This is a genomic window from Rhodospirillales bacterium RIFCSPLOWO2_02_FULL_58_16, from assembly GCA_001830425.1.
Lineage (GTDB): Bacteria > Pseudomonadota > Alphaproteobacteria > Rhodospirillales > 2-02-FULL-58-16 > 2-02-FULL-58-16.
In genome coordinates this window covers 30,396-52,736 of sequence record MIAA01000027.1, presented here as the reverse complement: position 1 = coordinate 52,736, position 22,341 = coordinate 30,396, and the positions used below count along the sequence as shown (strand labels likewise).

General features: G+C 58.6%; 19 protein-coding genes. 5 read left to right on the top strand and 14 right to left on the bottom strand.

All coding sequences use genetic code 11. The annotated features are described in order from the left end of the window. Positions 1–21: 21 nt before the first annotated feature. Complete coding sequence (locus tag A3H92_08330) at positions 22–1,413, top strand: argininosuccinate lyase (GenBank protein ID OHC74799.1); 1,392 nt, start codon at positions 22–24, stop codon at positions 1,411–1,413. Between the two features lie 252 nt (positions 1,414–1,665). Here A3H92_08330 and A3H92_08325 read toward each other — a convergent pair whose 3' ends face one another. Both A3H92_08325 and A3H92_08320 read right to left on the bottom strand, forming a co-directional pair. Further along, the gene (locus tag A3H92_08325) at positions 1,666–2,010 is read right to left on the bottom strand and encodes a hypothetical protein (protein OHC74798.1); all 345 of its coding nucleotides are present in this window, start codon (positions 2,008–2,010) and stop codon (positions 1,666–1,668) included. After that, complete coding sequence (locus tag A3H92_08320) at positions 2,010–2,312, bottom strand: hypothetical protein (GenBank protein OHC74797.1); 303 nt, start codon at positions 2,310–2,312, stop codon at positions 2,010–2,012. Before A3H92_08320 ends, A3H92_08325 begins: the two co-directional genes overlap by 1 nt. A gap of 227 nt (positions 2,313–2,539) precedes the next feature. Between A3H92_08320 and A3H92_08315 the strand changes: the two genes are divergently transcribed. Further along, entirely contained in the window at positions 2,540–3,832 is a 1,293-nt protein-coding gene (locus A3H92_08315; GenBank protein ID OHC74796.1) for a diaminopimelate decarboxylase, read from the top strand. Next, positions 3,829–6,201 carry a hypothetical protein gene (locus A3H92_08310; protein OHC74795.1) on the top strand — a complete coding sequence of 791 codons (2,373 nt, stop codon included), beginning with the start codon at positions 3,829–3,831 and terminating at the stop codon, positions 6,199–6,201. Before A3H92_08315 ends, A3H92_08310 begins: the two co-directional genes overlap by 4 nt. A 1-nt stretch (position 6,202) precedes the next feature. Here the strand turns inward: A3H92_08310 and A3H92_08305 are convergent, their stop codons facing one another. Continuing rightward, entirely contained in the window at positions 6,203–7,015 is an 813-nt protein-coding gene (locus A3H92_08305; GenBank protein OHC74794.1) for a hypothetical protein, read from the bottom strand. A 158-nt stretch (positions 7,016–7,173) separates the two neighbouring features. Here A3H92_08305 and A3H92_08300 point away from each other — a divergent pair, with 158 nt between their 5' ends. Together A3H92_08300 and A3H92_08295 are read left to right on the top strand one after the other, a co-directional pair. Next, positions 7,174–8,166: a carbohydrate kinase gene (locus A3H92_08300; protein OHC74793.1), complete on the top strand. Its 993-nt coding sequence runs from the start codon at positions 7,174–7,176 to the stop codon at positions 8,164–8,166. Then, on the top strand, positions 8,159–9,997 hold the full coding sequence (locus tag A3H92_08295; GenBank protein OHC74792.1) for a GTP-binding protein TypA: 1,839 nt from the start codon (positions 8,159–8,161) through the stop codon (positions 9,995–9,997). The genes A3H92_08300 and A3H92_08295 overlap by 8 nt, the downstream gene beginning before the upstream one ends. A 202-nt stretch (positions 9,998–10,199) precedes the next feature. On the opposite strand, the gene A3H92_08290 is transcribed toward A3H92_08295, so the two are convergent. The 11 genes from A3H92_08290 to A3H92_08240 form a co-directional block, all read right to left on the bottom strand. Beyond that, positions 10,200–10,577, bottom strand: coding sequence for a hypothetical protein (locus A3H92_08290; GenBank protein OHC74865.1), 378 nt, complete (start codon positions 10,575–10,577; stop codon positions 10,200–10,202). An 8-nt stretch (positions 10,578–10,585) separates the two neighbouring features. After that, positions 10,586–12,271, bottom strand: coding sequence for a hypothetical protein (locus tag A3H92_08285; protein ID OHC74791.1), 1,686 nt, complete (start codon positions 12,269–12,271; stop codon positions 10,586–10,588). A gap of 13 nt (positions 12,272–12,284) precedes the next feature. Continuing rightward, positions 12,285–13,076, bottom strand: a complete 792-nt coding sequence (locus tag A3H92_08280; GenBank protein ID OHC74790.1) for a cobyrinic acid a,c-diamide synthase — start codon at positions 13,074–13,076, stop codon at positions 12,285–12,287. Further along, positions 13,076–14,074 carry a hypothetical protein gene (locus tag A3H92_08275; protein OHC74789.1) on the bottom strand — a complete coding sequence of 333 codons (999 nt, stop codon included), beginning with the start codon at positions 14,072–14,074 and terminating at the stop codon, positions 13,076–13,078. The genes A3H92_08280 and A3H92_08275 overlap by 1 nt, the downstream gene beginning before the upstream one ends. A gap of 15 nt (positions 14,075–14,089) precedes the next feature. Then, the gene (locus A3H92_08270; protein OHC74788.1) at positions 14,090–16,150 is read right to left on the bottom strand and encodes a flagellar biosynthesis protein FlhA; all 2,061 of its coding nucleotides are present in this window, start codon (positions 16,148–16,150) and stop codon (positions 14,090–14,092) included. A 93-nt stretch (positions 16,151–16,243) separates the two neighbouring features. Beyond that, positions 16,244–17,602, bottom strand: coding sequence for a sigma-54-dependent Fis family transcriptional regulator (locus tag A3H92_08265; GenBank protein OHC74864.1), 1,359 nt, complete (start codon positions 17,600–17,602; stop codon positions 16,244–16,246). 18 nt (positions 17,603–17,620) lie between these two features. Beyond that, positions 17,621–18,448 carry a flagellar motor protein MotA gene (locus A3H92_08260; GenBank protein ID OHC74787.1) on the bottom strand — a complete coding sequence of 276 codons (828 nt, stop codon included), beginning with the start codon at positions 18,446–18,448 and terminating at the stop codon, positions 17,621–17,623. Positions 18,449–18,475: 27 nt separating this feature from the next. Continuing rightward, positions 18,476–18,856, bottom strand: coding sequence for a flagellar motor switch protein FliN (locus tag A3H92_08255; GenBank protein ID OHC74786.1), 381 nt, complete (start codon positions 18,854–18,856; stop codon positions 18,476–18,478). A 31-nt stretch (positions 18,857–18,887) separates the two neighbouring features. Beyond that, positions 18,888–19,526, bottom strand: a complete 639-nt coding sequence (locus A3H92_08250; protein ID OHC74785.1) for a hypothetical protein — start codon at positions 19,524–19,526, stop codon at positions 18,888–18,890. Between the two features lie 67 nt (positions 19,527–19,593). Next, positions 19,594–20,616: a flagellar motor switch protein FliG gene (locus A3H92_08245; protein ID OHC74784.1), complete on the bottom strand. Its 1,023-nt coding sequence runs from the start codon at positions 20,614–20,616 to the stop codon at positions 19,594–19,596. A 14-nt stretch (positions 20,617–20,630) separates the two neighbouring features. Further along, positions 20,631–22,283 carry a flagellar M-ring protein FliF gene (locus A3H92_08240; GenBank protein OHC74783.1) on the bottom strand — a complete coding sequence of 551 codons (1,653 nt, stop codon included), beginning with the start codon at positions 22,281–22,283 and terminating at the stop codon, positions 20,631–20,633. Between the last annotated feature and the right edge of the window lie 58 nt (positions 22,284–22,341).

Here is a 22,341-nt window from a genome sequence, read left to right as displayed (position 1 = left end):
AACTTCTCCTTTGGTCGTGTCATGACTGATAAACCATCAAATATGTGGGGCGGGCGCTTCGACGGCGGTCCTTCTGAAATCATGGAGGAAATCAACGCTTCCATCGGTTTTGACCAACGTCTCTACGCCCAGGATATTGCCGGCTCCAAAGCCCACTGCGCCATGCTGGCGCGCCAAGGCATCATAACGCAAGAAGATGCGGACGCCATCCTCGAAGGACTCGATGCGGTCCTCAAGGAAATGGAAAGCGGCGATTTCGAGTTCAAGCGGGAACTGGAAGACATCCACATGAATGTGGAAGCCCGGCTTACCGAACTGGCGGGCGAGGCGGGTGAACGCCTGCATACGGCGCGTTCGCGCAATGATCAGGTGGCGACCGACCTCAGGCTGTGGGTGCGCGAGGCGCTGGAAAGACTGGACGTCGGCCTCAGGAATTTCCAGGAAGTTCTTATAACCAGGGCCGAGGAACACGCCGCCGACGTGATGCCGGGGTTCACCCATCTGCAAGCGGCGCAGCCGGTGACCCTCGGCCACCATCTTCTGGCTTATGTAGAAATGATCGGGCGTGATCGCGGGCGCGTCGCCGACTGCCGACGCCGCCTTAACGAATGTCCGTTGGGTTCCGCCGCCCTCGCCGGCACTTCGTTTAATATCGACCGCCATATGACGGCGACCGCGTTGGGCTTTGACCGCCCCTGCGCCAATTCCCTGGACGGCGTGTCGGATCGCGACTTCGCCATGGAGTTTTTATCCCTGGCGGCAATCCTGGCCGTCCATCTGTCCCGCCTGGCCGAGGAGATAGTGTTGTGGAGTTCGGATCAGTTCGGCTTTGTTCGTCTGGCTGATGCTTTTTCTACCGGCAGTTCGATCATGCCGCAAAAGCGCAATCCCGACGCCGCTGAACTGGTGCGCGCCAAGAGCGGACGGGTGATCGGCGCCCTCAACACCCTTCTTATCGCCGTCAAAGGATTGCCGCTGGCCTACGGCAAGGACATGCAGGAAGACAAGGAGCCGGTGTTTGACGCCGCCGATACGCTGGCCCTGAGCGTCGCCGCCATGACCGGCATGTTGAAAGACGCAAAGTTCAATTGCGGGAATATGCGGGAAGCGGCGTCAAGGGGCCATGCCTGCGCCACTGATCTTGCCGACTGGCTGGTCAGGGTTCTCGGCGTGCCGTTTCGCAGCGCCCATCATATCAGCGGGCGTATCGTCAAGATGGCCGAGAATAAAGGCGTAGCCCTGGATGCCTTGTCATTGAAAGACATGCAAACGGTGGAGTCTTCCATTAACAAGACGGTATTTGACGTGCTGGGCGTCGATAATTCGGTTGCCGCCCGCGCCTGTTTCGGCGGCACGGCGCCTGATAACGTGCGCCGGGCGGCGACCGACGCCCGAAAACGCTTTCTGGAATAACGGCGGGAAACAAGAGTAAGATCATGAACATGGTACAAAAACTTCTGATTATCCTGCTTATCGCCGCCGTGGCGTCGCCGCTTGCCGGTTGCGGACGCAAATCGACGCCCAAGGCGCCTCCGGGGGCCGAATACCCGCGTGACTACCCGACCCAATAGTCCGGGAAGACCCCGCGCCCATACGTCTTTCCGTCACGCTAAAGCCTGTCGGTGTCTACCTGTGGCCCATAAAAAATCTCAGAAATAGATTCAATTATTTTGTCATAGCCCCTAAGGCGGCGCGTAGAGTGCGCTCCAGGGGATCAAGGTCATCCGCCACCACGTCCCATATGCGGCGGGTGTTGGTGTAGAAGTATTCGTGGACAACCCGGTCGCGGATGCCGGCAACGGCGCGCCACGGGATTTCAGGGTGAGCCGCCTTAAAATCCGCGCCAAGATGTTTCACTGCTTCGCCAATAACGCCGATGGAATAAAGAACTGAGCGGACGACAACGGGATTTTGGGAAAACCTGTGGAAATCCATTTCCGTCGTATCGGCGCGAATGTCGGCTATGGCCGCGAGAATGTCTCCGATGCGTGTTTCCTCTTTGCGCACCATCAGAACACCGACACCCGCTCGCGCTCGAACGAGGCCCGTATCTGAGGCCGAAAGCTGTCGGTCTCGCCGATATCGACAGGTCTGCCGAGCGCATCCTCCAGCAGCAGACGGGTGTCTTCCATCCGAATTAGCGAAAATGATCGTCCGGATTCGATCTCGACGGCAATATCCACGTCACTGTCGGGGCGCTCATCGCCACGCGCCACCGACCCGAACACGGCAACGTGGCAAACGCCGCGTCGGCGGAGTTCCGCCTCTTCCGCCCTGATTCGCCGCATGACGTCATCAAGCACCGTTGCCATGTCCTATCTCCCATCTTTCGGCAAGGATAGGCTGAAAGAGCCGGTGAAATCAACGCTCTCACGACATCTCCGTTTCCCGTTCCCATTCAGGAAGCCGGGGAGCATTTCAGGGGCCGGTTGCGGCGAAATAGTGAAATATGACTGTTGGGTTTTTAACGCTCACCCGCTATCGTCATGCGCGGGGGTGATTACTTTGTCGCCGTGAGCGATAAAATGCTGGAGCAAACATGGATCATTTCACATACCGTGACGGCAGGCTGTGCGCCGAGGATGTTTCCCTTGAGGTTATAGCCGACAAGGTGGGCACGCCCTTTTATTGTTACTCGACGGCGACTTTGGAGCGCCATTATCGCGCCTTCGCCGACGCCTTCGCCGGCCTCGACGCGATGATTTGCTACGCGGTGAAGGCCAACTCCAACATCGCCGTTATCCGCACCCTGGCGAATATCGGCGCCGGCGCCGACGTGGTCTCCGGCGGCGAACTGAAGCGCGCCCTGGCGGCGGGCGTCTCCCCGGCGAAAATCGTCTTCTCCGGCGTCGGCAAGAGCGAGGCCGAGATAGCGGCGGCGCTGAAGGCCGGCGTAGCGCGGATCAATGTCGAGTCAGACCCGGAACTGGATGTCCTCAACAAGGCGGCGTCTTCGATGGGGGTCATCGCCGCCGCCGCCATCCGCGTCAATCCCGACATTGACGCCAATACCCATGACAAGATCACCACCGGCAGGCGTGAAAACAAGTTCGGCATCGAATGGACGCGGGCGCATGAAGTATTCCGCCGCGCCGCCGCCATGAAGTCTGTCGCCGTTACCGGCATCGCCGTGCATATAGGTTCACAGATTACCGACATCAAACCCTTTGCCGACGCCTTTGTCAGGATGCGCGACCTGACGGCCATCCTGCGCGCCGACGGACACAGCATTGACAGCCTTGATATCGGCGGCGGTCTCGGCGTTCCTTACGACATCGGTAATTTGATAAATATCGCGCCGACGCCGGGCGAATACGCGGATGCGGTCAAGTCAATTCTCGGCAATCTCGGCTGCCGGCTGATTCTTGAACCGGGCCGGGCCATTGCCGGCAACGCCGGCGTCATGGTCTCCCGCGTTCTTTACATAAAAGAGGGGGCAAGCCGCACCTTCGTCATTATCGACGCCGCCATGAACGACTTGTTGCGTCCGGCTCTTTACGGCGCCGCTCATGCCGTCGTTCCCATAATCGAAGCGCGGCCGAACGCCCGGCGGAGAGAGATGGATGTAGTAGGGCCGGTGTGCGAAACCGGAGACACTTTCGCCAAACAACTGCCGCTGCCGGAGATAAAGGCGGGCGACCTTTTGGCCATACGCACCGCCGGGGCCTATTCGGCGGCAATGAGTTCCACCTACAACTCCCGCGCCCTGATCCCCGAGGTGCTGGTCAAGGGCGGCGGCTTCGCCGTGATCCGCCGCCGGGTTACCGTCGATGATCAGATGGCCTATGAATCCTCTCCCCCATGGCTGGAAGCGGGCGGGACGGATCGGTGATCCGCTTCTATTTGAAGGCGGCGGCGGCGGCTGTTTTTTGGGAGCGTCTGTGGCCGCGCCTGTGGCCGACCGTCGGCGTCTTCGGGCTTTTTGTAACAATCGCGCTGCTGGATTTCCTTCCTCGACCGGGCGGTCGGCTGCACGGGCTGATTCTGTTGATCTTCGCCGCCGGGGCGGCGGTCGCCCTGTTTTATGGTTTGCGGGGACTGACGCCGGTGAGCGGGTCGGCGGCGCGCCGTCGTCTGGAAACGGACAGCGGGCTAAAACATCGGCCTTTAAACGCTCTTGAGGATCGTCTTGGCGACGGCCCCGCCGATGAAGCCGCCGCCACGCTGTGGGGCGTTCATCTTGAACGCATGGCCGAGGCGGCGCGGAACCTGCGCCTCCGTCTTCCCGCCCCCGGACTGGCAAGCCGCGACCCCTACGGGTTGAGAGCGCTGGTCCTGCTGTTTCTGGCAGTCGGCCTCGCCGCCGCCGGGAGCCGGGCGCCGGAGCGTTTGAAGAATGCGTTGATTCCCCGTTTAGGGAACGCTACCGATCAGCCCCCGACCATAGAAGCATGGATCACGCCGCCGGCATACACCGGACGCCCCCCTGTTTTCCTTGGCGGCGAGGCGATGAAAAACGGCCAACTCATAGAGACGCCGGCAGGCGGCGCCTTGCTGGCCCGGGTCGGCGGCGCTCAAACGGCGCCCCGGCTGAAGCTGGGAGGAACCGTCGCCGAATTCAAGGCCATCGGCCAAAGCGACTACCGGGCCGAGACAATCATTAAAGAAGGCGAGCGGCTTTCGCTGGAATACGAAAAACGGGAAATCGCCGGGTGGCCGTTGCAGGTGATTCCTGACGCCCCTCCCCATGTGACTCTCGGCAAAAACCCGGCGGAAGACAATGGGCAACGGCTGAGCATTGAATATGCCGCCGAAGATGATTACGGCGTGACCGGGCTGACGGCAATTATCAGGCTTTCCGATGGAAACCAAGGTGAATTAAGGCTGCCGTTGCCTCTCGGCAAGCGGGGGGAGGCTTCGTCTCATGGAACCGCCGTCAGGGATATCACCGCCCATCCCTGGGCCGGGCTGACGGCGACGTTGCGCCTTGAAGCTTCCGACATCATCGGCCAAAAGGGAGAAAGCGGGACGGTGGAAATGAAGCTGCCCGAGCGCATTTTCACCCACCCGACGGCAAAAGCGATCATCGCTGCGCGAAAAAAGCTGGCCGATCCCCTGCGCGGGGGGCGCGTCGAGACGGTTATCGACCTTGACGCCGTCTCCGCCGCCCCCGAACGGTTTGCCGATGACACGGTGGTCTATCTGGCCTTGAGGGTGGCCCGCTTCCGCCTCGCTCATGATCAGAGCGTTAATGCCGATAAATCGGTTCAGGAAATCCTGTGGAGTACGGCCTTGCGCCTTGAGGACGGCGGGCTTTCCCTTGCCGAGACGGCGCTGCGGGAGGCGCAGGAGCAGTTAACCGAGGCGCTCCGCGACGGCGCCGCCGGCGAACAAATTGAGCGCCTGATGGACCGATTGCAACAAGCGTTGAACAACTATCTTGCTGCCCTTGCCGGCCATCTGAAGAAGCAGGACATGCCGCCGGAGCTGGCGGATTCGTCCATGCGGACGCTGGGAGGCGACGACCTGCAACGCCTTGTTGATAACGCCCGCGAACTTGCGCGCGCCGGAGCCGTTGACGGCGCTCGTCAAATGCTGTCGCAGTTACAACAAATTCTTGACGATATTCAGTCCGGCATCTTAACGGATAATTCCGCAAGTGAAACAGCCGAGGCTCGCCGACTGATCGAAAACTTGCGTCAATTGAGCGGGCGCCAGCAGCGCCTGCTGGACGACAACTTCAGCCGATTGCGGGAAAGCCGCCCGAAAAAGGGGCAGCCCGGACAGCCCGATAACAGCGCCGCCGGACAGGAATCGTTGCGCCGCGACCTGGGTCAAATGATGCAGGGTCTCGGCGAGTTTATGGACAAAATTCCCCGCTCCCTCGGCGAAGCCGAACTGGCCATGCGCAGGGCGGTTGACGAATTGAACCATGACCGGGCGCATTCGGCCTTGCCGGAACAATCAAAAGCACTGGAGGAACTGCGCCGGAGCATGAAAGACCTGGGCGAACAATTGGCTCAAAAACTGGGTGGAAGGCGTTCCATGATGATGGCCGGGCCGGAATCCGGCGGCCTTGACCCCTTCGGGAGAGGGTCGGGCCGCGCCTTCGGCTCCATCAGCGGCTCGCTGAAATTACCCGGCCCCACGGAGGCGCGCGAGGCGCGGGAAATACTGAAAGAACTTCACCGCCGCGCCGGCGACCAGCGCCGCCCCAAAACCGAACTGGACTATCTCGAAAGACTGCTTAGACGGTTCTAATTCAGTCGAAATGCTTGAGGATTTCGGCCAGGGTGACGCAGGTGTCGACGCTGTATCTCTTCGAGATCATCAATCTGCCCGCCTCGTTGGAGATGGCTTCCTTGAGGTCGGAGAACAGCGCTTTCAGCAGCTTTTTGAAGGCCACCTCGGTGAAGGTCCAGGCGCGCAGGTCCGGGTTGGACCCTTCCTCGAACGGACGTATGTTGTCGTTTATCATGGCGATGAACCAAATGGTGCGTTTCTTGATGTTTTCGAAATACAGGGCCATGCCGACCAGGGCGTCGAGGATCAGTTCCTTGCCCTCTTTGTCGCCATAGACCTCGTACCAGTCGAATTCCAGCTCACGTCCCTTGCTGAGACGCTTGACGACGGCGCCGGTATTCTTCTGGAGCCTGTCGACGGATTCTACGCCCAGCATTATGTTTACGGCCATAAAGAAGCCGGGCAGGATGCGGCGGGAAATGGTGTCGTCATCCTGCAACAACTCGTTATCATCCTTGAACAGACGGGCGAACTTGGAAACAAACAGCCGGTCGAAGGGATAGTCACGCGACAGGTTCATCGAGGCCCGCTCGCGGGTCTGCACATATTCCTCGAACGATTTTTCAAAGACCGCCTTCAGGGCTTCCGTTTTTTTGGCGAATTCCTCGCCGAGTTCGTCGATATCCTGAATGGTCAGATAGCCTCCCCGGCGCGTCGCTTCCGATTTGAGGCGATCAAGAAATGACGCGGTCACCGTCTCCGCCAGCGCCCTGCTTTGGGCGGCGGGGGTCATCGCTTTTTTGTGGGCCGGCTTTTGGTCTTTTACATTCATGACGGTATTGAGATTATTGCCTTCCGATAAAAATTACCATGTTCACTATCGGCGTTTGTTGAAATTTTCGGGGAAAGTCCTGATTTATCCCCCTTGTCGTTAAACGCTTCGTAGCTATACTGCGCCGCTTGCAGATTTCGCCAAGGAAAAAATCGAAAATGCCTAATGCAAAATATGATGTCGTAGGTATCGGCAACGCCATTGTTGACGTTCTCGCCCACGCCGAGGATTCGTTTCTTAAATCCCACGGGCTTGTGAAGGGAACGATGTCGTTGATCAATTCACAGGCTGCGGACAAATTATACGAAGAAATAGAGCCGACGCTCGAATGTTCCGGCGGTTCGGCAGCCAACAGCATCGCCGCGCTGGCCGTGCTGGGCGGACGCGGAGCCTTTATCGGAAAGGTATGCGACGACAAGCTCGGCGCCATCTTCCGCAAGGATATCGCGGCGTTGGGCATCGTTTTCAACAGCACGCCGTCACGCTACAGCGCCTCCACCGCCCGCTGCCTGATTCTGGTGACGCCGGACGCCCAGCGCACCATGCAGACGTATTTGGGCGCCTGTGTCGAACTGGGACCGGACGATATTGATGAGAACCTGATCGCTGACTCCCACATCACCTACCTGGAGGGCTATCTTTGGGATCCGCCGAAGGCTAAAGAGGCCTTCGTCAAGGCCGCCGTTGTCGCCCGCAAGGCCGGACGCAAGGTGGCGCTCAGCCTGTCTGATCCGTTATGCGTCGCCCGTCACCGGGACGATTTCATCGATCTGGTGGACAACCATGTCGATATCCTGTTCGCCAACGAGGCCGAGATTACGTCGCTCTATCAGGTGAGCAACTTTGACGCCGCCTTGCAGAAAGTGCGCGGCCACTGCGAAATCGCGGCTCTCACCCGCAGCGCCAAGGGCGCGGTGTTGATTTCCGGCGATGAGGTGCATGTGCTTGACGCCGAGCCGTTGGAAAAGGTGGTTGACACCACCGGCGCCGGCGACGCCTACGCCGCCGGCTTTTTTTACGGACTGGTCAACGGAAAGAGTATTTATGATTGCGGGCGTATCGGCGCTATCGCCGCCGCCGAGGTGATCGGGCATTTTGGCGCCCGGCCTGAAGTATCCCTCGCCAAACTGGTGGCGAAAAAGCTTGGTTGAAAGCAAAAGCGTTAATTTACGCAATATCGCTATTATTGCCCACGTTGATCACGGCAAGACCACATTAGTCGACGCCATGTTCCGCCGGAGCGGCACTTTCCGCGATAATCAACGGGTGGCGGAGCGGGCCATGGACTCCAACGAGCTGGAGCGCGAGCGCGGCATCACCATCTTGTCCAAGTGCACCTCCGTTGAGTGGCAGGGTCTGCGCGTCAACATCGTTGATACCCCCGGCCATGCCGATTTCGGCGGCGAGGTAGAGCGCATCCTGAGCATGGTCGACGGCGTGCTGTTGCTGGTGGACGCCGCCGAAGGGCCGATGCCCCAGACCAAGTTTGTCACCGCCAAGGCCTTGAAGCTGGGCCTCAAGCCGATCGTGGTGATCAACAAGGTGGATCGTCCCGACGCCCGCATTCTTGAGGTGCATGAAGAGGTGTTTGATCTGTTCGCGGCGCTGGAGGCCAGTGATGAACAGTTGGATTTTCCGATACTCTTCGCTTCCGGCAGAGAAGGCTGGGCAAGCCTTGAGGCGGATAAACGGGGCGACAGCCTTGACCCGTTGTTTAAAGTCGTTGCCGAGTATGTTTCTCCCCCCAAGGCCGATTCGGAAGGCCCCTTCACCATGCTGGCGACGACGTTGGAAAATGATCCGTTCCTCGGGCGGGTGCTGACCGGGCGCATCCAGTCCGGCGCGGTTACCTCCAACATGGTCGTCAAGGCCATCCGTCATAACGGCGAAATAGTGGAACAGACGAAGGTGACCAAAATTTTCGCCTTCAGGGGGCTGGAGCGGATGTCGCTGGACAGCGCCGGGGCCGGCGATATCATTGCCTTGGCCGGATTCTCCGTCGCTACCGTCGCCGATACCTTGTGCGCCCCCTCCGTGGTGAAGCCGATTGCCGCCGATCCCGTTGACCCGCCGACCCTGTCGATGATCTTTTCCGTCAACGATTCGCCCCTTTGCGGCCAGGAAGGGACCAAGGTTACTTCGCGGATGATTCGTGAACGGCTGATGCGCGAAGGCGAGGGCAATGTTTCCATTCGCATCAGCGAGACCGCCAATAAAGACGCCTTCGAGGTCGCCGGGCGCGGCGAACTGCAACTGGGCGTCCTCATCGAGACCATGCGCCGCGAGGGCTTCGAGCTTTCGGTAAGCCGCCCCAAGGTGCTGTTCAAGGACGATCCCGAACTCGGGCTGCTGGAGCCTGTCGAAGAAGTGCAGGTTGATGTGGATGCGGAGTTCTCGGGGCTGGTGGTCGAGGCGCTGAACGTCCGCAAGGGACAGATGAAAGGAATGAGTCCGTCAGGCGGCGGCAAGACAAGACTTACCTTTCTGGCGCCCTCGCGCGGGCTGATCGGCTACCACGGGGAGTTCATGACCGAAACCAGGGGCACCGGCGTCATGAGCCGCATATTTCACGGCTACGCCCCCTTTAAGGGGCCGATTCCGGGGCGACGCAACGGGGTGCTGATCTCGAATTCCGGCGGCAAGACCGTCGCTTACGGACTGATGGGCCTGGAAGGGCGCGGGCCGCTTTTTATCGGCTCCGGAGTCCAGGTTTATGAGGGCATGATCATCGGCGAGCACAGCCGGGGCAACGATCTCGAAGTAAACCCCATGAAGTCCAAGCAACTCACCAACATCCGCGCTGCGGGCAAGGACGACGCGGTAACGCTGACGCCGCCCCGGCGCATGAGCCTGGAACAGGCCATCGCTTACATCAAGGATGATGAACGGGTCGAAGTAACTCCTAAAAATATCCGTTTGCGCAAGGCCATGCTTTCCCCCCACGACCGCAAACGGGAATCGAGGAAAGCGGAGAATGAATAGGATTGATTGGAATCGCCCAAGGCCGCTGTGGGACACGCCTTCCCGTCTTTGCGAGGATTGCGAGGAGCGGAGCGACGAAGCAAGACGAAGCAATCCAGAGAGCGCCACCGGCCACTGGATTGCTTCCCGTGTCGCTGACGCTCTCACGGTCGCAATGACGGCAAGGCGCAACGCGGGTGATCCCAATCAATCCTGACGCGCCCTAATTTCTTTTAAGCCCGGACAGCAGCGCAGGATTATCCCATTTGGGCTGGCGGTCCTCGACCATGACGCTATGAGCGACGATGCCTTTATCAACGGAGGTTTCGGGGGCAGTGGTTACCGTAATCCGGGTCCAGCGCGCCACGATCTCGTTGTTGACGTCATCAAGGATGGCCAGCGTCATCGCCTCCGGCGACTCCCACGGCAGATCGTTAATAGCCTTCAGATAGGCGCCGAAGGACTTGGGATCAAGGATATGCTTGTCGGGAACATAGCGTAGACTGACCGAGGAAAGGCCGATCTTGCCCTCCAGCGTGCTGATGCAATCCAGCTTGAAATCAGGGCTGGTCCGGGCTTTCAGAATTCCGCGTCTTTCCATTCTGTCCATCAGACAATCAACCCGTCACGATCACTCTCGACGATGATTTTCTCAAGCAAGACCTCGGTGAAGTTGGGAGGCGACGCCTGAAAGCCGACGCCTCCCTTTATTCCGGTCAGTTCGGCGGCGTCCTGAAAGATATTGCGGATGTCATTCTGCATTTGATCGGGTAAACGGCTGTCGGTGCGAACGATCAAGTCCATATGCTTGCCTTTATTACGCAACAATCCGTCCAGTTGAAGACGTCCGAGTTTGCTGAGGTCAACATCAATTACAAAACGGGTGCTCTCCTGTTCCTCGCCTTTCTCGTTATCGCCGCCATGACGGCGGGTCAGCAGACGAATCTGCTCAAGCCCGGCGCCGTTGAAAAAAGGAACCAATGTAATCTTCCAGTCATCGGAGGGGGAAGGCTCCTTGGACATGCGGCCGAGCGTGTTGAAATCATCCTTGAGGCGGGCCAGCAACTCAGGTCTGGCGCGTTGCAGCGCCAAAGCCGGTTCATCGCCGAACCAACTGCGCAAATTACCGCCCCGCAACGCCGTCAGGAAGAACAAGACGTTGGCCGCCAACTGTGAATCGGGGCGCGGAATTATGTTGTTTAACAAATGCCGGGCGGCGACGGGGTCGGCGTCCTGCAAGGCCGCCATCGCTTCCCTGAAGGCGGGCCAATCGCGCGACGCGAACATGCCTTCGCCGGAACCATAAGTGAATACTTGAGCCGGAGTAGCAGGCAACAGCGGCTTGCCGGTTACCTGAAGGGTCAGCGCAGAGCCTTCGGGCAGAGATGAGCGGACAGCCAGGGACAACTCTCCGGCCTCGGTCATAACCAGCGTTCGCCCGAAGGGCGATGCGCCGATGACAATGCCGTTCAAATTCTGTCCGGCGGCAAGGCCGGCAGTTCCCGCTTGCGGCAGAGACAGAAGAGGACCGTCGGGTCGGGGGAACTGTAAGGAAATGACCTTAACCGTAACCTGGGCGCCGACGGGAACAGCCGCCGGATTTCCGGGCGCCGCGCCGGGACGATGAACGGCGGCGGGAGCTGCGGATAACAATGTCGCCGGTCGGTTGGGGGCGCCCTGTTGTCCCGGCAAAGCGACTTGGGCCGTCCGGATGCCCGCCTGTTGAGGCGGCGGCGCAGTCATGGCTGCCTGCTGTGCCTGCCGTAGGTCTTGAGGTGCGCCGGGCGCTCCCTGGGGTAACAATGCTCCTTGCGGTCCCCGTGAGGCTTCCGCCGAAAAGCCGCCGGTTTGCCCCGAGGGTGGCCTCAACAGGGTGGCGGTGACCGTGCCGCCGACAATCAGGCTTGGCGGGGACGCTCTGCCCCCGGCTGTCGCGCCGCCGGCGGCGGTCGGGGCGATTTCCTTGCCGGCGGCTTGTTGAGCAACGACTTGACGCAGAGTTTTACCGTTCACGGAAATGATCTGCATCTGTATCTGGGGCATGAAGGCGCTGACCTGCAAGGACAGCGTTGCTCCCTGAGGCAAGGAAACGGCGGTCTGAACGGCAAAGGCGCCTAACGAAGTCTGCACCTGGAAAACGCTCTTGGCGTCTTGCTGTATGACGGTGCCTTCGAGTTTGGTTCCCACGGCAAGCAGGGTCAGCGGCGTCGGCGGGTTAAGCACGGTCGCCGACGGCAAAGGCGTCGAAGATGTCATTATCGGCAAAGGCAGGGGCAGCGGAACGATGGTGCTCATGACGCCTTCAGGTTTAATCTGATCTAATCATCTTTACTGCTATCTTTTCGACATCCTCGACGGCTTCGGCATTGGGCGAGCGCGTTAAAATAGACACCTGGTTGCGGATCGCGTCCGCCACCTTGTTGTCGCGGCGGATGATGCCGAGCAAAGGCGGAGAAATCTTGAGGAAACCCTCGCAGGCCTTGAGCAGAGTGTTATAGGTGCGTTCGCCCTCGCGGATGGAGTTAACCATGTTGATAACAATCTTGATTTTGGTGTCCGGACGCTCCATGTGAGTGATCTTGATAAAGGCGTAGGCGTCGGTCAGTGAAGTCGGCTCGTTGGTGGCCAACACCAGACATGAGTTGACGCCATGGGTAAGTTGGCGAACCGTCCGCTCCACGCCGGCGCCGAGATCCATGATCACCTTGTCATAACCGGCGGCCAGCAAGGCCAGATCGTCGCCGAGAATTTGCAGGCGTCCCGACGCTATATTGGCGAGGCCGCCGGAACCGGATCGTCCGGCGATAACGTCAAAGTTCCCCTCATCGTAGTGAACCACCGCCTGATTGAGGGTCAAGCGGCCGGTAACGACGCTGCCGAGGTCATGCTTGGGCATCAGGCCGAGTTGGATATCAAGGTTGGCCAGGCCCAGATCGCCGTCAAACAGCAGGACGCGGACGTTTTTGCTGGCCAGCGTGTGGGCCAGGGTAATGGAGAACCACGTCTTGCCGACGCCCCCCTTTCCGGAAGCAACGGCGAATATGTTGCGTCCCTTGGTGCGGGCGGCGAGATTGGGGGCTATCAGGGGATCCGGCGTCATTATGCGGCCTCGATCTTATAAGGGGTTTCAACTGAACTGGAAGAGTAGGGCATGATCAGACGGGCCAGTGAGACCGGATTGATCGGACTTAGCCCGTCGGAAACGTGGGGCGTGATGGAAACATTGCAAAACGTCATCCGGGCGGCGTCGGCCGCCGCCAGGACGCCGCCGAGGCGGCGCGCTATATCAAGGCGCGTCAGCAACAGTCTCCTGACGCCGATGGCGGCGAAAGAAGCCGCGATGTCGGCCATCTCAAAGGCGTCGCCTCCGGCGGCCAGGACGAGAACAGGCTCGGCGCCGGAAACTTTGATAAGTTCTCTCAAGTGGTCCATCTCGGTGTCGCTGAAGGGGTTTGTCCCCTGAGTATCGACAATAATCTGAACGGAGGAGGCGCCGTTGCTTCCCCTTAACGCCTTCACCATATCGCCGAGTTCCTTAACGGTATCGGCGGTCTTGAGGCCAAGATCGAGGATGCGGGTGAAGGCTTCAAGTTGTTCAACGCCCCCGGCGCGGCGGGTGTCGGTGGTTATCACTTCCACGGGCTGACTGGACAAGGCGGCGCGAGCGGCCAGTTTGGCGGTAGTAATGGTCTTGCCGACGCCGGGCGGCCCCACCAGCATGATCAGCTTGCCCTCATTCGGCTCGGATAAAGGCTCAAAACTGAAGCTGGAGTCCACCGCGCCGGCGAAGGCCATGGTCGGGTCTTCTTCATCCAGGTCGCCGGCGGCGTCAATAAGACGGTCAATCAGCCTGGACGGAGCGCCGTGATAGGTCAGGGCTTGGCGGATAGTGGCTATGACATCTATCTTTTCGTCTTCCGGGCGTTCGCAGACGGCGGCCTCGTCAATGGGCAATTCCTCTATAGCCGCGATCACCCGCGCCCCTTGGCCGTCAGCGCCTTTTTGGGTGGAAACGATAACGGCGTCTTCGCCCATCTCCCGGCGAACCAGTTCCATGGTTTCGGACATTGTCGGCGCGGAATAAGTTTTCAGGCGCATATCAGGTCACTTTTCCTATACGCTCCCGACGGTCTTGATGCGCGCCTTCGGATGGACCTCATTTTGCGACATAACCATGGTCATGGGCCGGAATCGCTCGACTATTGAACGCACATAGGGGCGGATGCCCGGACTGGTCAGCAAGACCGGAGATTCTCCCGCCATCGCCTGACGCTCAAAGGAGTTGCGGAGCGTCGTAATAAACTCCTGTAGACGCGACGGCGCCATTGAAAGCTGGCGGTCGTCACCCTGGCCGACCAGCGACTCGGCAAACCTCTGTTCCCAATCCGGCGACAGGGTGATCAGGGGGATAAATCCCTGCTCGTTGGTGTTCATATCACTGATCTGGCGAGCCAGACGGGCGCGGACATGCTCGGTAATCACCATCACGCTGCGGCTATGGCCGCAACCTTCGGATATGCCCTCAAGTATGGTCGGCAGATCGCGGACGGAAACCCGTTCGGCCAGAAGGTTTTGCAGGATACGCTGGATGCCGCCGATGGAAATTTGCGTCGGCACCATATCGGCGATCAATTTTTGCTGATCCTTGTCCAACTCGTCCATAAGCTTCTGAGTCTCGGCGTAGGAAAGCAGTTCCGCCATGTTGTCCTTGATTACTTCCGTAAGATGGGTAGTGATCACCGTCGCCGGATCAACCACCGTGTAGCCACGGAACAGGGCTTCTTCGCGATTGGGTTCATCAATCCACACGGCGGGCAGTCCGAATGTAGGCTCGGTGGTTTTCTCGCCGGGAATGGTGATGTCCTCGCCGCGAGGGTCCATGACAAGCATCATGTTGGGACGCAGGTCGCCGCGTCCGGCGTCAATCTCCTTGACGCGGATGATGTAAGTGTTGGGTTGAAGCTGCATGTTGTCCTGAATGCGCACCGAGGGCATGATAAAGCCGACGTCGGCGGCCATCTGACGACGCAGGGCCTTGATCTGGTCGGTGAGTCTTTGCCCCTCGCGGGGATTGTTGATCAGGTTTAACAGCCCGTACCCCAGTTCCAGACGCAGATAGTCGATGCGCAAGGCGGAGGCGATAGGCTCTTCTTCCATCGGCGACACGCCGGCCTCATCTTCTTCGGTGCGCGCGCGCGCCTCCTCGATTACCGTATCCTGCCTGCGGTTGAGGAAGAAGGCGTATCCCCCCAACATTGACGCTATGGCCGTGAAAGGAAGCAAAGGCATGCCCGGCAGCACCCCCAGGGCAAGCAGCAGAAAGGAACTCATCGCCAAAGACTTCGGCGAGTTGCCGAGCTGTTTGAACAGGGCCGCTTCGGTTGCTCCGGTAAGTCCCGCCTTGGTGACTACCAAACCGGCGGATGTGGAAACGATCAAGGCCGGAATCTGCGTGACCAGACCATCGCCGATGGTCAGTCTGGTATAAATGTCGGCTGCCGCAGAGAAGGTAAGGCCCTTCTGGGCGACGCCGATGATTATGCCGCCGATAATGTTGATGAAGACGATCAAAAGGCCGGCGACGGCATCGCCGCGAACGAACTTGGACGCGCCGTCCATGGCTCCGAAGAAGGTGCTTTCATCCTCCAGTTCTTTGCGGCGCAGCTTGGCTTCCGCTTCATCAATCAATCCGGTCGATAAATCGGCGTCTATAGCCATTTGTTTGCCCGGCATGGCGTCCAGGGTAAAGCGCGCCGCTACCTCGGCGATGCGCCCTGAACCCTTTGTGATAATGATAAAGTTGACGATAACCAGAATGGAAAAGACGATAATGCCGATGACGAAGTTGCCGCCCATTATGAAGCCGGAAAAGGCCTCAATAACCCTGCCGGCGGCGTGCGTGCCTTGATGGCCTTCAGCCAGAATAAGCCGGGTCGACGCCAGATTCAGCGACAGCCGCAACATCGTGGCGAGCAATAATACGATCGGAAAAGCGTTGAATTCCAACGGCTTGGCGATGAACAGCGCCGTCATCAGGATAAGCACGGAGATCATGATTGAAATGGCCAGGCCGATATCCATCAACCAGGACGGCAAGGGCAGGATCAACACCATAAGAATGATGACGACGCCGGCCGCCATGGCGATGTCGGGCCGCGTCAACAGCACAGACATGTAATGGCGGAAGTCTACGTCTGCCGGTCCCGCCGCTGCGGCTTTAGATGAAACTACGGCCATGAACGCCATTACCTTTTAGTGATTAATTATTTAAACCGCCGCCTGCTCGGCATCGCCGGGCGCAGGCACGTTAAACCCTTGCTCGTTATATAGTTTCAGCTTGTTCCTTAGAGTGCGTATGGAAATACCTAAAATATTGGCGGCGTGAGTGCGGTTGCCGACGCAGTAACTCAACGTATCAATAATAAGCCCCCGTTCGACCTCAAAGACGGTCTGTCCGACCAGCCCGCCCCGTTCGCCGTCTACGCCGCCGGCGGGCGCCGTCCGGCCCTGCGTAGCCGCGAACGGCGAAGGTCCGGCGATGTGGATATTATCGGCGTCAATCATTTCGCCGCCGGCAAACAGCACGGCGCGATGAAGGGTGTTTTCAAGCTCGCGCACATTGCCGGGCCAGGAGTGGTTCAACAGCTTTTGCTTGGCCTTGGGCGAAAGGGGCAGCGCCCGCACATCATTGGCCTCGGCATATTTGGCGATAAAGTGAGCGGCCAGCGCTTCAATATCCTTGGGGCGTTCGCGAAGCGGGGGAATTACCAGGTTGACGACGTTGAGGCGAAAGAAAAGGTCTTCGCGGAAGTTCCCTTTGGCCACCTCGTCTTCCATGTTGCGGTTGGAGGTGGCGATGATCCGCACGTTCACCTTAACCGGTTTTGAACCGCCGACTCTATCGACCTCGCGCTCCTGGATGACGCGCAGCATCTTGGCTTGGAGACGAATGTCCATCTCGCTGATTTCGTCCAGCAGCAACGTGCCTCCGTCAGCTTCCTCGAATCTGCCGATGCGCCGCGCCACGGCCCCCGTAAAAGCTCCCTTTTCATGACCGAATAATTCTGATTCCAGAAGATTTTCCGGGATAGCGGCGCAGTTGACGGCGATAAAGCGACCGCCGGAGCGGCGGCTTTTATCGTGCAGGTAGCGGGCCAGCAGCTCCTTGCCGGTGCCGGATTCTCCCGTCACCAGGATGCCGGCGTCGCTGGAAGCCACCTTGTCGGCCAGCGCTAGTAAGTTGATCATGCTCTCGTCAGTGAGGATGATGGGGTGGCTTTCCTCGGAAACGGCGGCCAGCACGGCGGCGATGAGATCGGCGTTGGGCGGCAGGGGGATATATTCCCTGGCCCCGGCTTTGATGGCGCGAACCGCAGCTTGCGTATCGGCGCCGATGCCGCAGGCAACCACCGGCGTGTTGATGCGTTCCGACTTCAGACTCTGAACCAGAAGGCCGACATCCCATTTGACATCGATCATTACCAAATCGGCGCCTTGACCCGACCTGAGAACAGCGAGGCCTTTTTCTACATCATCCGCCTGAAGCACATCGGCGCCATGGGAAATGGCGATCTGGCCGGCATTTCCAAGCTGTCCTTCAAGGGTTCCGATAATAAGCAACCGCATATTCAAATTCTCTCAAGTTTAATCAAAATATCGTACGCGCTTCGCCGGCGGCAGGACGCTGTTCAAAAGCATTTCCAGTCTGCGGGGGTTTTCCTGCCTGCCTATTGACGCCGCTCCCATCAGATAGACATTGTTGACCAGGGTCTCTTCGGCGGAATTCCGCTCAAGCTTTGACGCCAAAGGCAAAAAAACTATGTTGGCGAGTACCGCTCCGTAAAAGGTGGTGAGCAGAGCCACCGCCATGCTGGGTCCGATGGTGGACGGATCGTCCAGATGCCCCAGCATCTGCACTAAACCGACAAGGGTGCCGATCAGGCCCATCGCCGGAGCAAACTCAGCCGCCTTGCGAAGGACGCTGGTGCTTTTGATGTGACGCATGATGGTAGCCTGTATATCGCGGCACAGGATGGCTTCCACCTCTTCGCCCGGCGTGCCGTCAACGACCATAGAGATTCCTTTATGCATGAACGCATCGGCGCTTATGGATTCAAGCACGTTTTGAAGTGAAAGAACGCCTTGCTTGCGGGCCATCTCGGCGACGCGCAAAATCTGGATCGCGGCCTCGGAGGCATCGCGTCTGCCGTAGAAAACCGTCTTCATTATGACTTTGAAAGTGTGCCCGATTTCAGCGAACGAGAAGCATACGGTGGTAACCGCCAAGGTGCCGCCGAAAACAATCAGGATCGAGGGTATATCAATGAAAGATTTTGCATCGCCGCCCATGACAATCGCCGACATGATCAGCGCGAAGCCGCAAAAGAGGCCGATAACAGTCGCCATGTCCATGGAGAACTTGACCCTTCCCGCCTGAATGCCGGAATCGATATTTGTCTCACTATTCGTCATGGCGTCTGCTTTCTTGCGGCATTATTGCTATCTGTCGGTTTTGATAATTTCCGTCATCGTCACGCCGAGACGGTCGTCAACGACCACGACTTCGCCGCGAGCCACCAGACGGTTGTTTACATAAATATCAATGGCTTCGCCTACCTTGCGGTCCAATTCAACCACGGCGCCCCGGCCCAGTTTCAAAAGCTGGCTCACCTGCATGGAGGATTTTCCAAGCACGGCGGAAACCTGCACCGGGATGTCGTAGATCGCTTCCAGATTCTGGGGGGTGATGTCGCCGCCGAAATCGGGAGGAGCGGATTGCCCTGTTCCGGAGGCAGCGGACGACGGACCCGTATCGCTTTCCAATTCGGAAAGCTGGAGATTCGTTGTCCTTGCTCCTTTATCCGCGTTATTCTCCGCCATAGCCGACTCCCAAGATTAAATGTTAATCGCCTCAGTTGAAATTGCGCTCAATAATCGCGTCGATTTCCTGCCACAGGACCTCCATATTGCGCTCGGCGCCGCCGCTGCCCCAATCGATTTTGCAATCGCTGATCGGCAGGGCGGAATCCGGTTGCAGGATCAGCTTGCCTTTGAAATTACCGCTCTTGACCAGCGCTTCGACATGTTCAAGTATTTGATCGTGCAGTTTATCGTTGACCCGAACGGTGACCTGCGGCTCATCAATTACTTTTTTAAGGATCATTTCAATCATTCTCTCAATCTCGCCCAAGGCGTTGCGCTCGCCGAGTGCCGGAAGCGCCTTACGCGCTACGGCAAGGGCCGCCGCCATGGCGTTTCGCGCTTCAACAACATTGGCTTTTTCCTGAATGCCGTAGATATCCGACAGATTCTTCATTATCGTCTTCAGTGTTTCAGAGGTCTGTTGTTGAACAGCGCTTGATGCCTCGCGAATGCCTTCTTCCTTGCCGTCGTCAAACCCCGCATCGTATGAAATTTCCAGATTATATCCCTTAAAAACAGGCTCGATTACCTCAGGCTCGACATCCTCAACGACATCTTCAGTTTTCTCAATAAGCGGCGTTTCTTCTTTAAAGTCGACATCAAAGAGGAACTTTCTTACGACCGTCATGCTCAATATATCCGATCATGCAAATCAATTTATTTGTCAGCCCGTCTTAATGGCCTGATTCGGTCGGTCAGTACACCAGTTCGTCTTCCTCGCCGCCGCTGGCGATGACGATCTCTCCGGCGTCGGCCAGCGCCTTGGCGGCTTGAACGATGCCCGCCTGGGCCTCATCCACGTCCTTGAGGCGAACAGCGCCCATCGCCTCCATGTCTTCCTTCATCATCTTGCCGGCGCGCTCCGACATGTTCTTGAAGAACAGGCTCTTGACGTCTTCTGACCCTCCCTTCAAGGCCAGCGCCAACTGACCTTTGTCCACTTGACGAAGCACGGCCTGGACGCCGGCCATGTCCAGTCTGGCCAGATCGTCGAAGGTAAACATCAGTGATTTGATCTTTTCCGCTGATTCCCGGTTGCGTTCTTCCAGCGCCGTCATGAAACGGTTTTCGGTGTTGCGGTCCAGGCTGTTGAAAATTTCCGCCATCATCTCGTGAGAATCGCGTCTGGCCGAGCGCGCCAGGGTGCTCATGAACTCGGAGCGCAGCGTTTGCTCGACGTTGTCCAGAACCTCTTTTTGCACGGCCTCCATGCGCAGCATGCGCATGATTACTTCCATCGAGAAGCTTTCCGGCAGCAGGGCCAGCACCTTTGAGGCGTGATCCGATTTGATCTTGGAAAGAACCACCGCCACCGTCTGCGGGTACTCGTTCTTGAAATAGTTGGCCAGCACCGTCTCGTTGACGTTCTCAAGCTTGTCCCACATGGTGCGGCCGGCGGGACCACGGATTTCTTCCATGATCTGGTTGACGCGCTCCTGGGGCAGAGAAGCGTACAGCAGCCGTTCGGTGCTGTCGAAGGAGCCGGTCAGGGAACTGCCGCCGCCGGAAAGCTGATCGGCGAATTCGACGAATAAACGCTCAACGACAGTGGCGCTGATGTTGCCCAGTGTCGCCATGGTTTGGGACATGTCCCGGATTTCTTCGTCGTCCATCTTCTCGAACAGGGTGGCGGAGTGCTCCTGACCCAGCGCCAGCATGAAGACGGCCGCCTTTTGGGGACCGGATAGCGAGCGTGCGTCGTCTTTAACTCTGGCCATAATTCAATTCTATCCTAGCTTTCCTGATACATCCAGGAGCGTATGATGGACAATGCCTCGTCAGGGTGCTTGCCGATGATTTCGCCGACTTTCTTCACCGAGGAGGCCTTAACCCGGCCTTCGACGCGGTCGATATCAATCAGTTCCTCGAAATGCTCTTCCTCGACCGGCGCTATGCTCTTGGGCATCGGGGCGCCCAGGGCCGGCGCGGAGGTGTCGGCAAGCAGCCGCCCGTCGGGAGTGACGGCGATTCCTGTCGGGATGGACTCGAAGGCGCGGCTGACCAGCGGACGCACCACCAGCAGGATAACCAGGATGGCGACGATGCCCAACACCAGGAATTCGGCGATGCGCAGCATATCGTTCTTGTCGAGGCCGAAGAACAACTCCAGGGGTTTTTCTTCCGCCATGCCGAGGTCGGCGAACTCCATGTTGATCACATCAACGGAATCCCCCCTGTCGGCATTGAAGCCGATGGCGCTTCGAACCAGGGTGGCCAGAAGCTCCATATCGGCGGCGGGACGCGCCGCGTAAATTTGTTTACCTGTTTCCTGGTCGTTCGTGCGAACGCCGTCCACCAGCACGGCTACCGAAAGGCGTTTGATGATGCCGGATTCGCGCACATGGTTAATGATCTTCTTGGAAATTTCAAAGTTGATCGTTTCCTCGGTGCGGTTTTGCGCCGTTTTGGCGGAGGCGCCGCCGGCCCCGCCTGCGGCGATATTCGGGTCGGGAAGGTTATTGGCGACGCCTACCTGCTGAGAGGAGTCGGCCTCATTGGAATTGGCTGATTCTTCGATACTCTGCGTCGAGCGCACCACCTGACCGTCGGGAATGAACTGTTCTTCGGTTGTATCGATGCGGTCGAAGTCCATCTCGCTGGTCACCTCGGCGCGCGCCCGACCGAAGCCCACTGTCTTTTCGAGCAATCCCTCAATGGTGCGGGCCAGACGATTTTCAAATCCCCGCTTGCGTTCCTCGGCCTTGGCGTCGAGTGAGCCGGCGGTTCCGCCGCCGTCGAATCCGGGAGCCAGCAAAGCGCCCTTGTTGTCGATAATGGAAATGAGGTTGGGCGCCAGTCCCGGAACCGCCGCCGCCACCAGATGTTGAACGGCTAAAACCTGTTCGTTGCTCAAACGGCCCGCCCCTCCCATCTTGATGATGATTGAGGCGCTGGGCGGCTGTTGTTGACGGGAGAACAGCTCACGCTTGGGCAGCACCAGATGAACCCGGGCCGATCTCACCATATCAAGGGAGCCGATGGTTCGGGCCAGTTCGCCTTCCATGGCGCGCACCAGATTGATATTCTGGACGAAATTGGTTGTGCCTAACGTGCTGGCGGTGTCGAAAATTTCATAACCGATGGCGCCGGCGCTGGGCAGCCCTTGGCCGGCCATATCCATGCGGAGCTTTGCAACCTTGTCTCCGGGGACGAATATCTGGGCGCCGTTGCCCTTTAATTCATAAGGGATGTTCTGGCTGTCAAGCTGGGATATGATGCGGGATGAATCGCCTTGCGCCAGATCGCCGTATAACAGCGACATTTGCGGCGTCCCGAACCGGGTGATGAGATAGATGAAAAAGAAGACCAGCCCGAAGACCATGGCTCCCATTACGGCCAGGCGCATAGGACCGAGATTGCGAAGGGCCTGCACTAAAGTTTCCACTAATCGTCCCCTTATCCGGCGTTAGAAAAACTGCCCCCGTCCACCATGCGACGGGGAA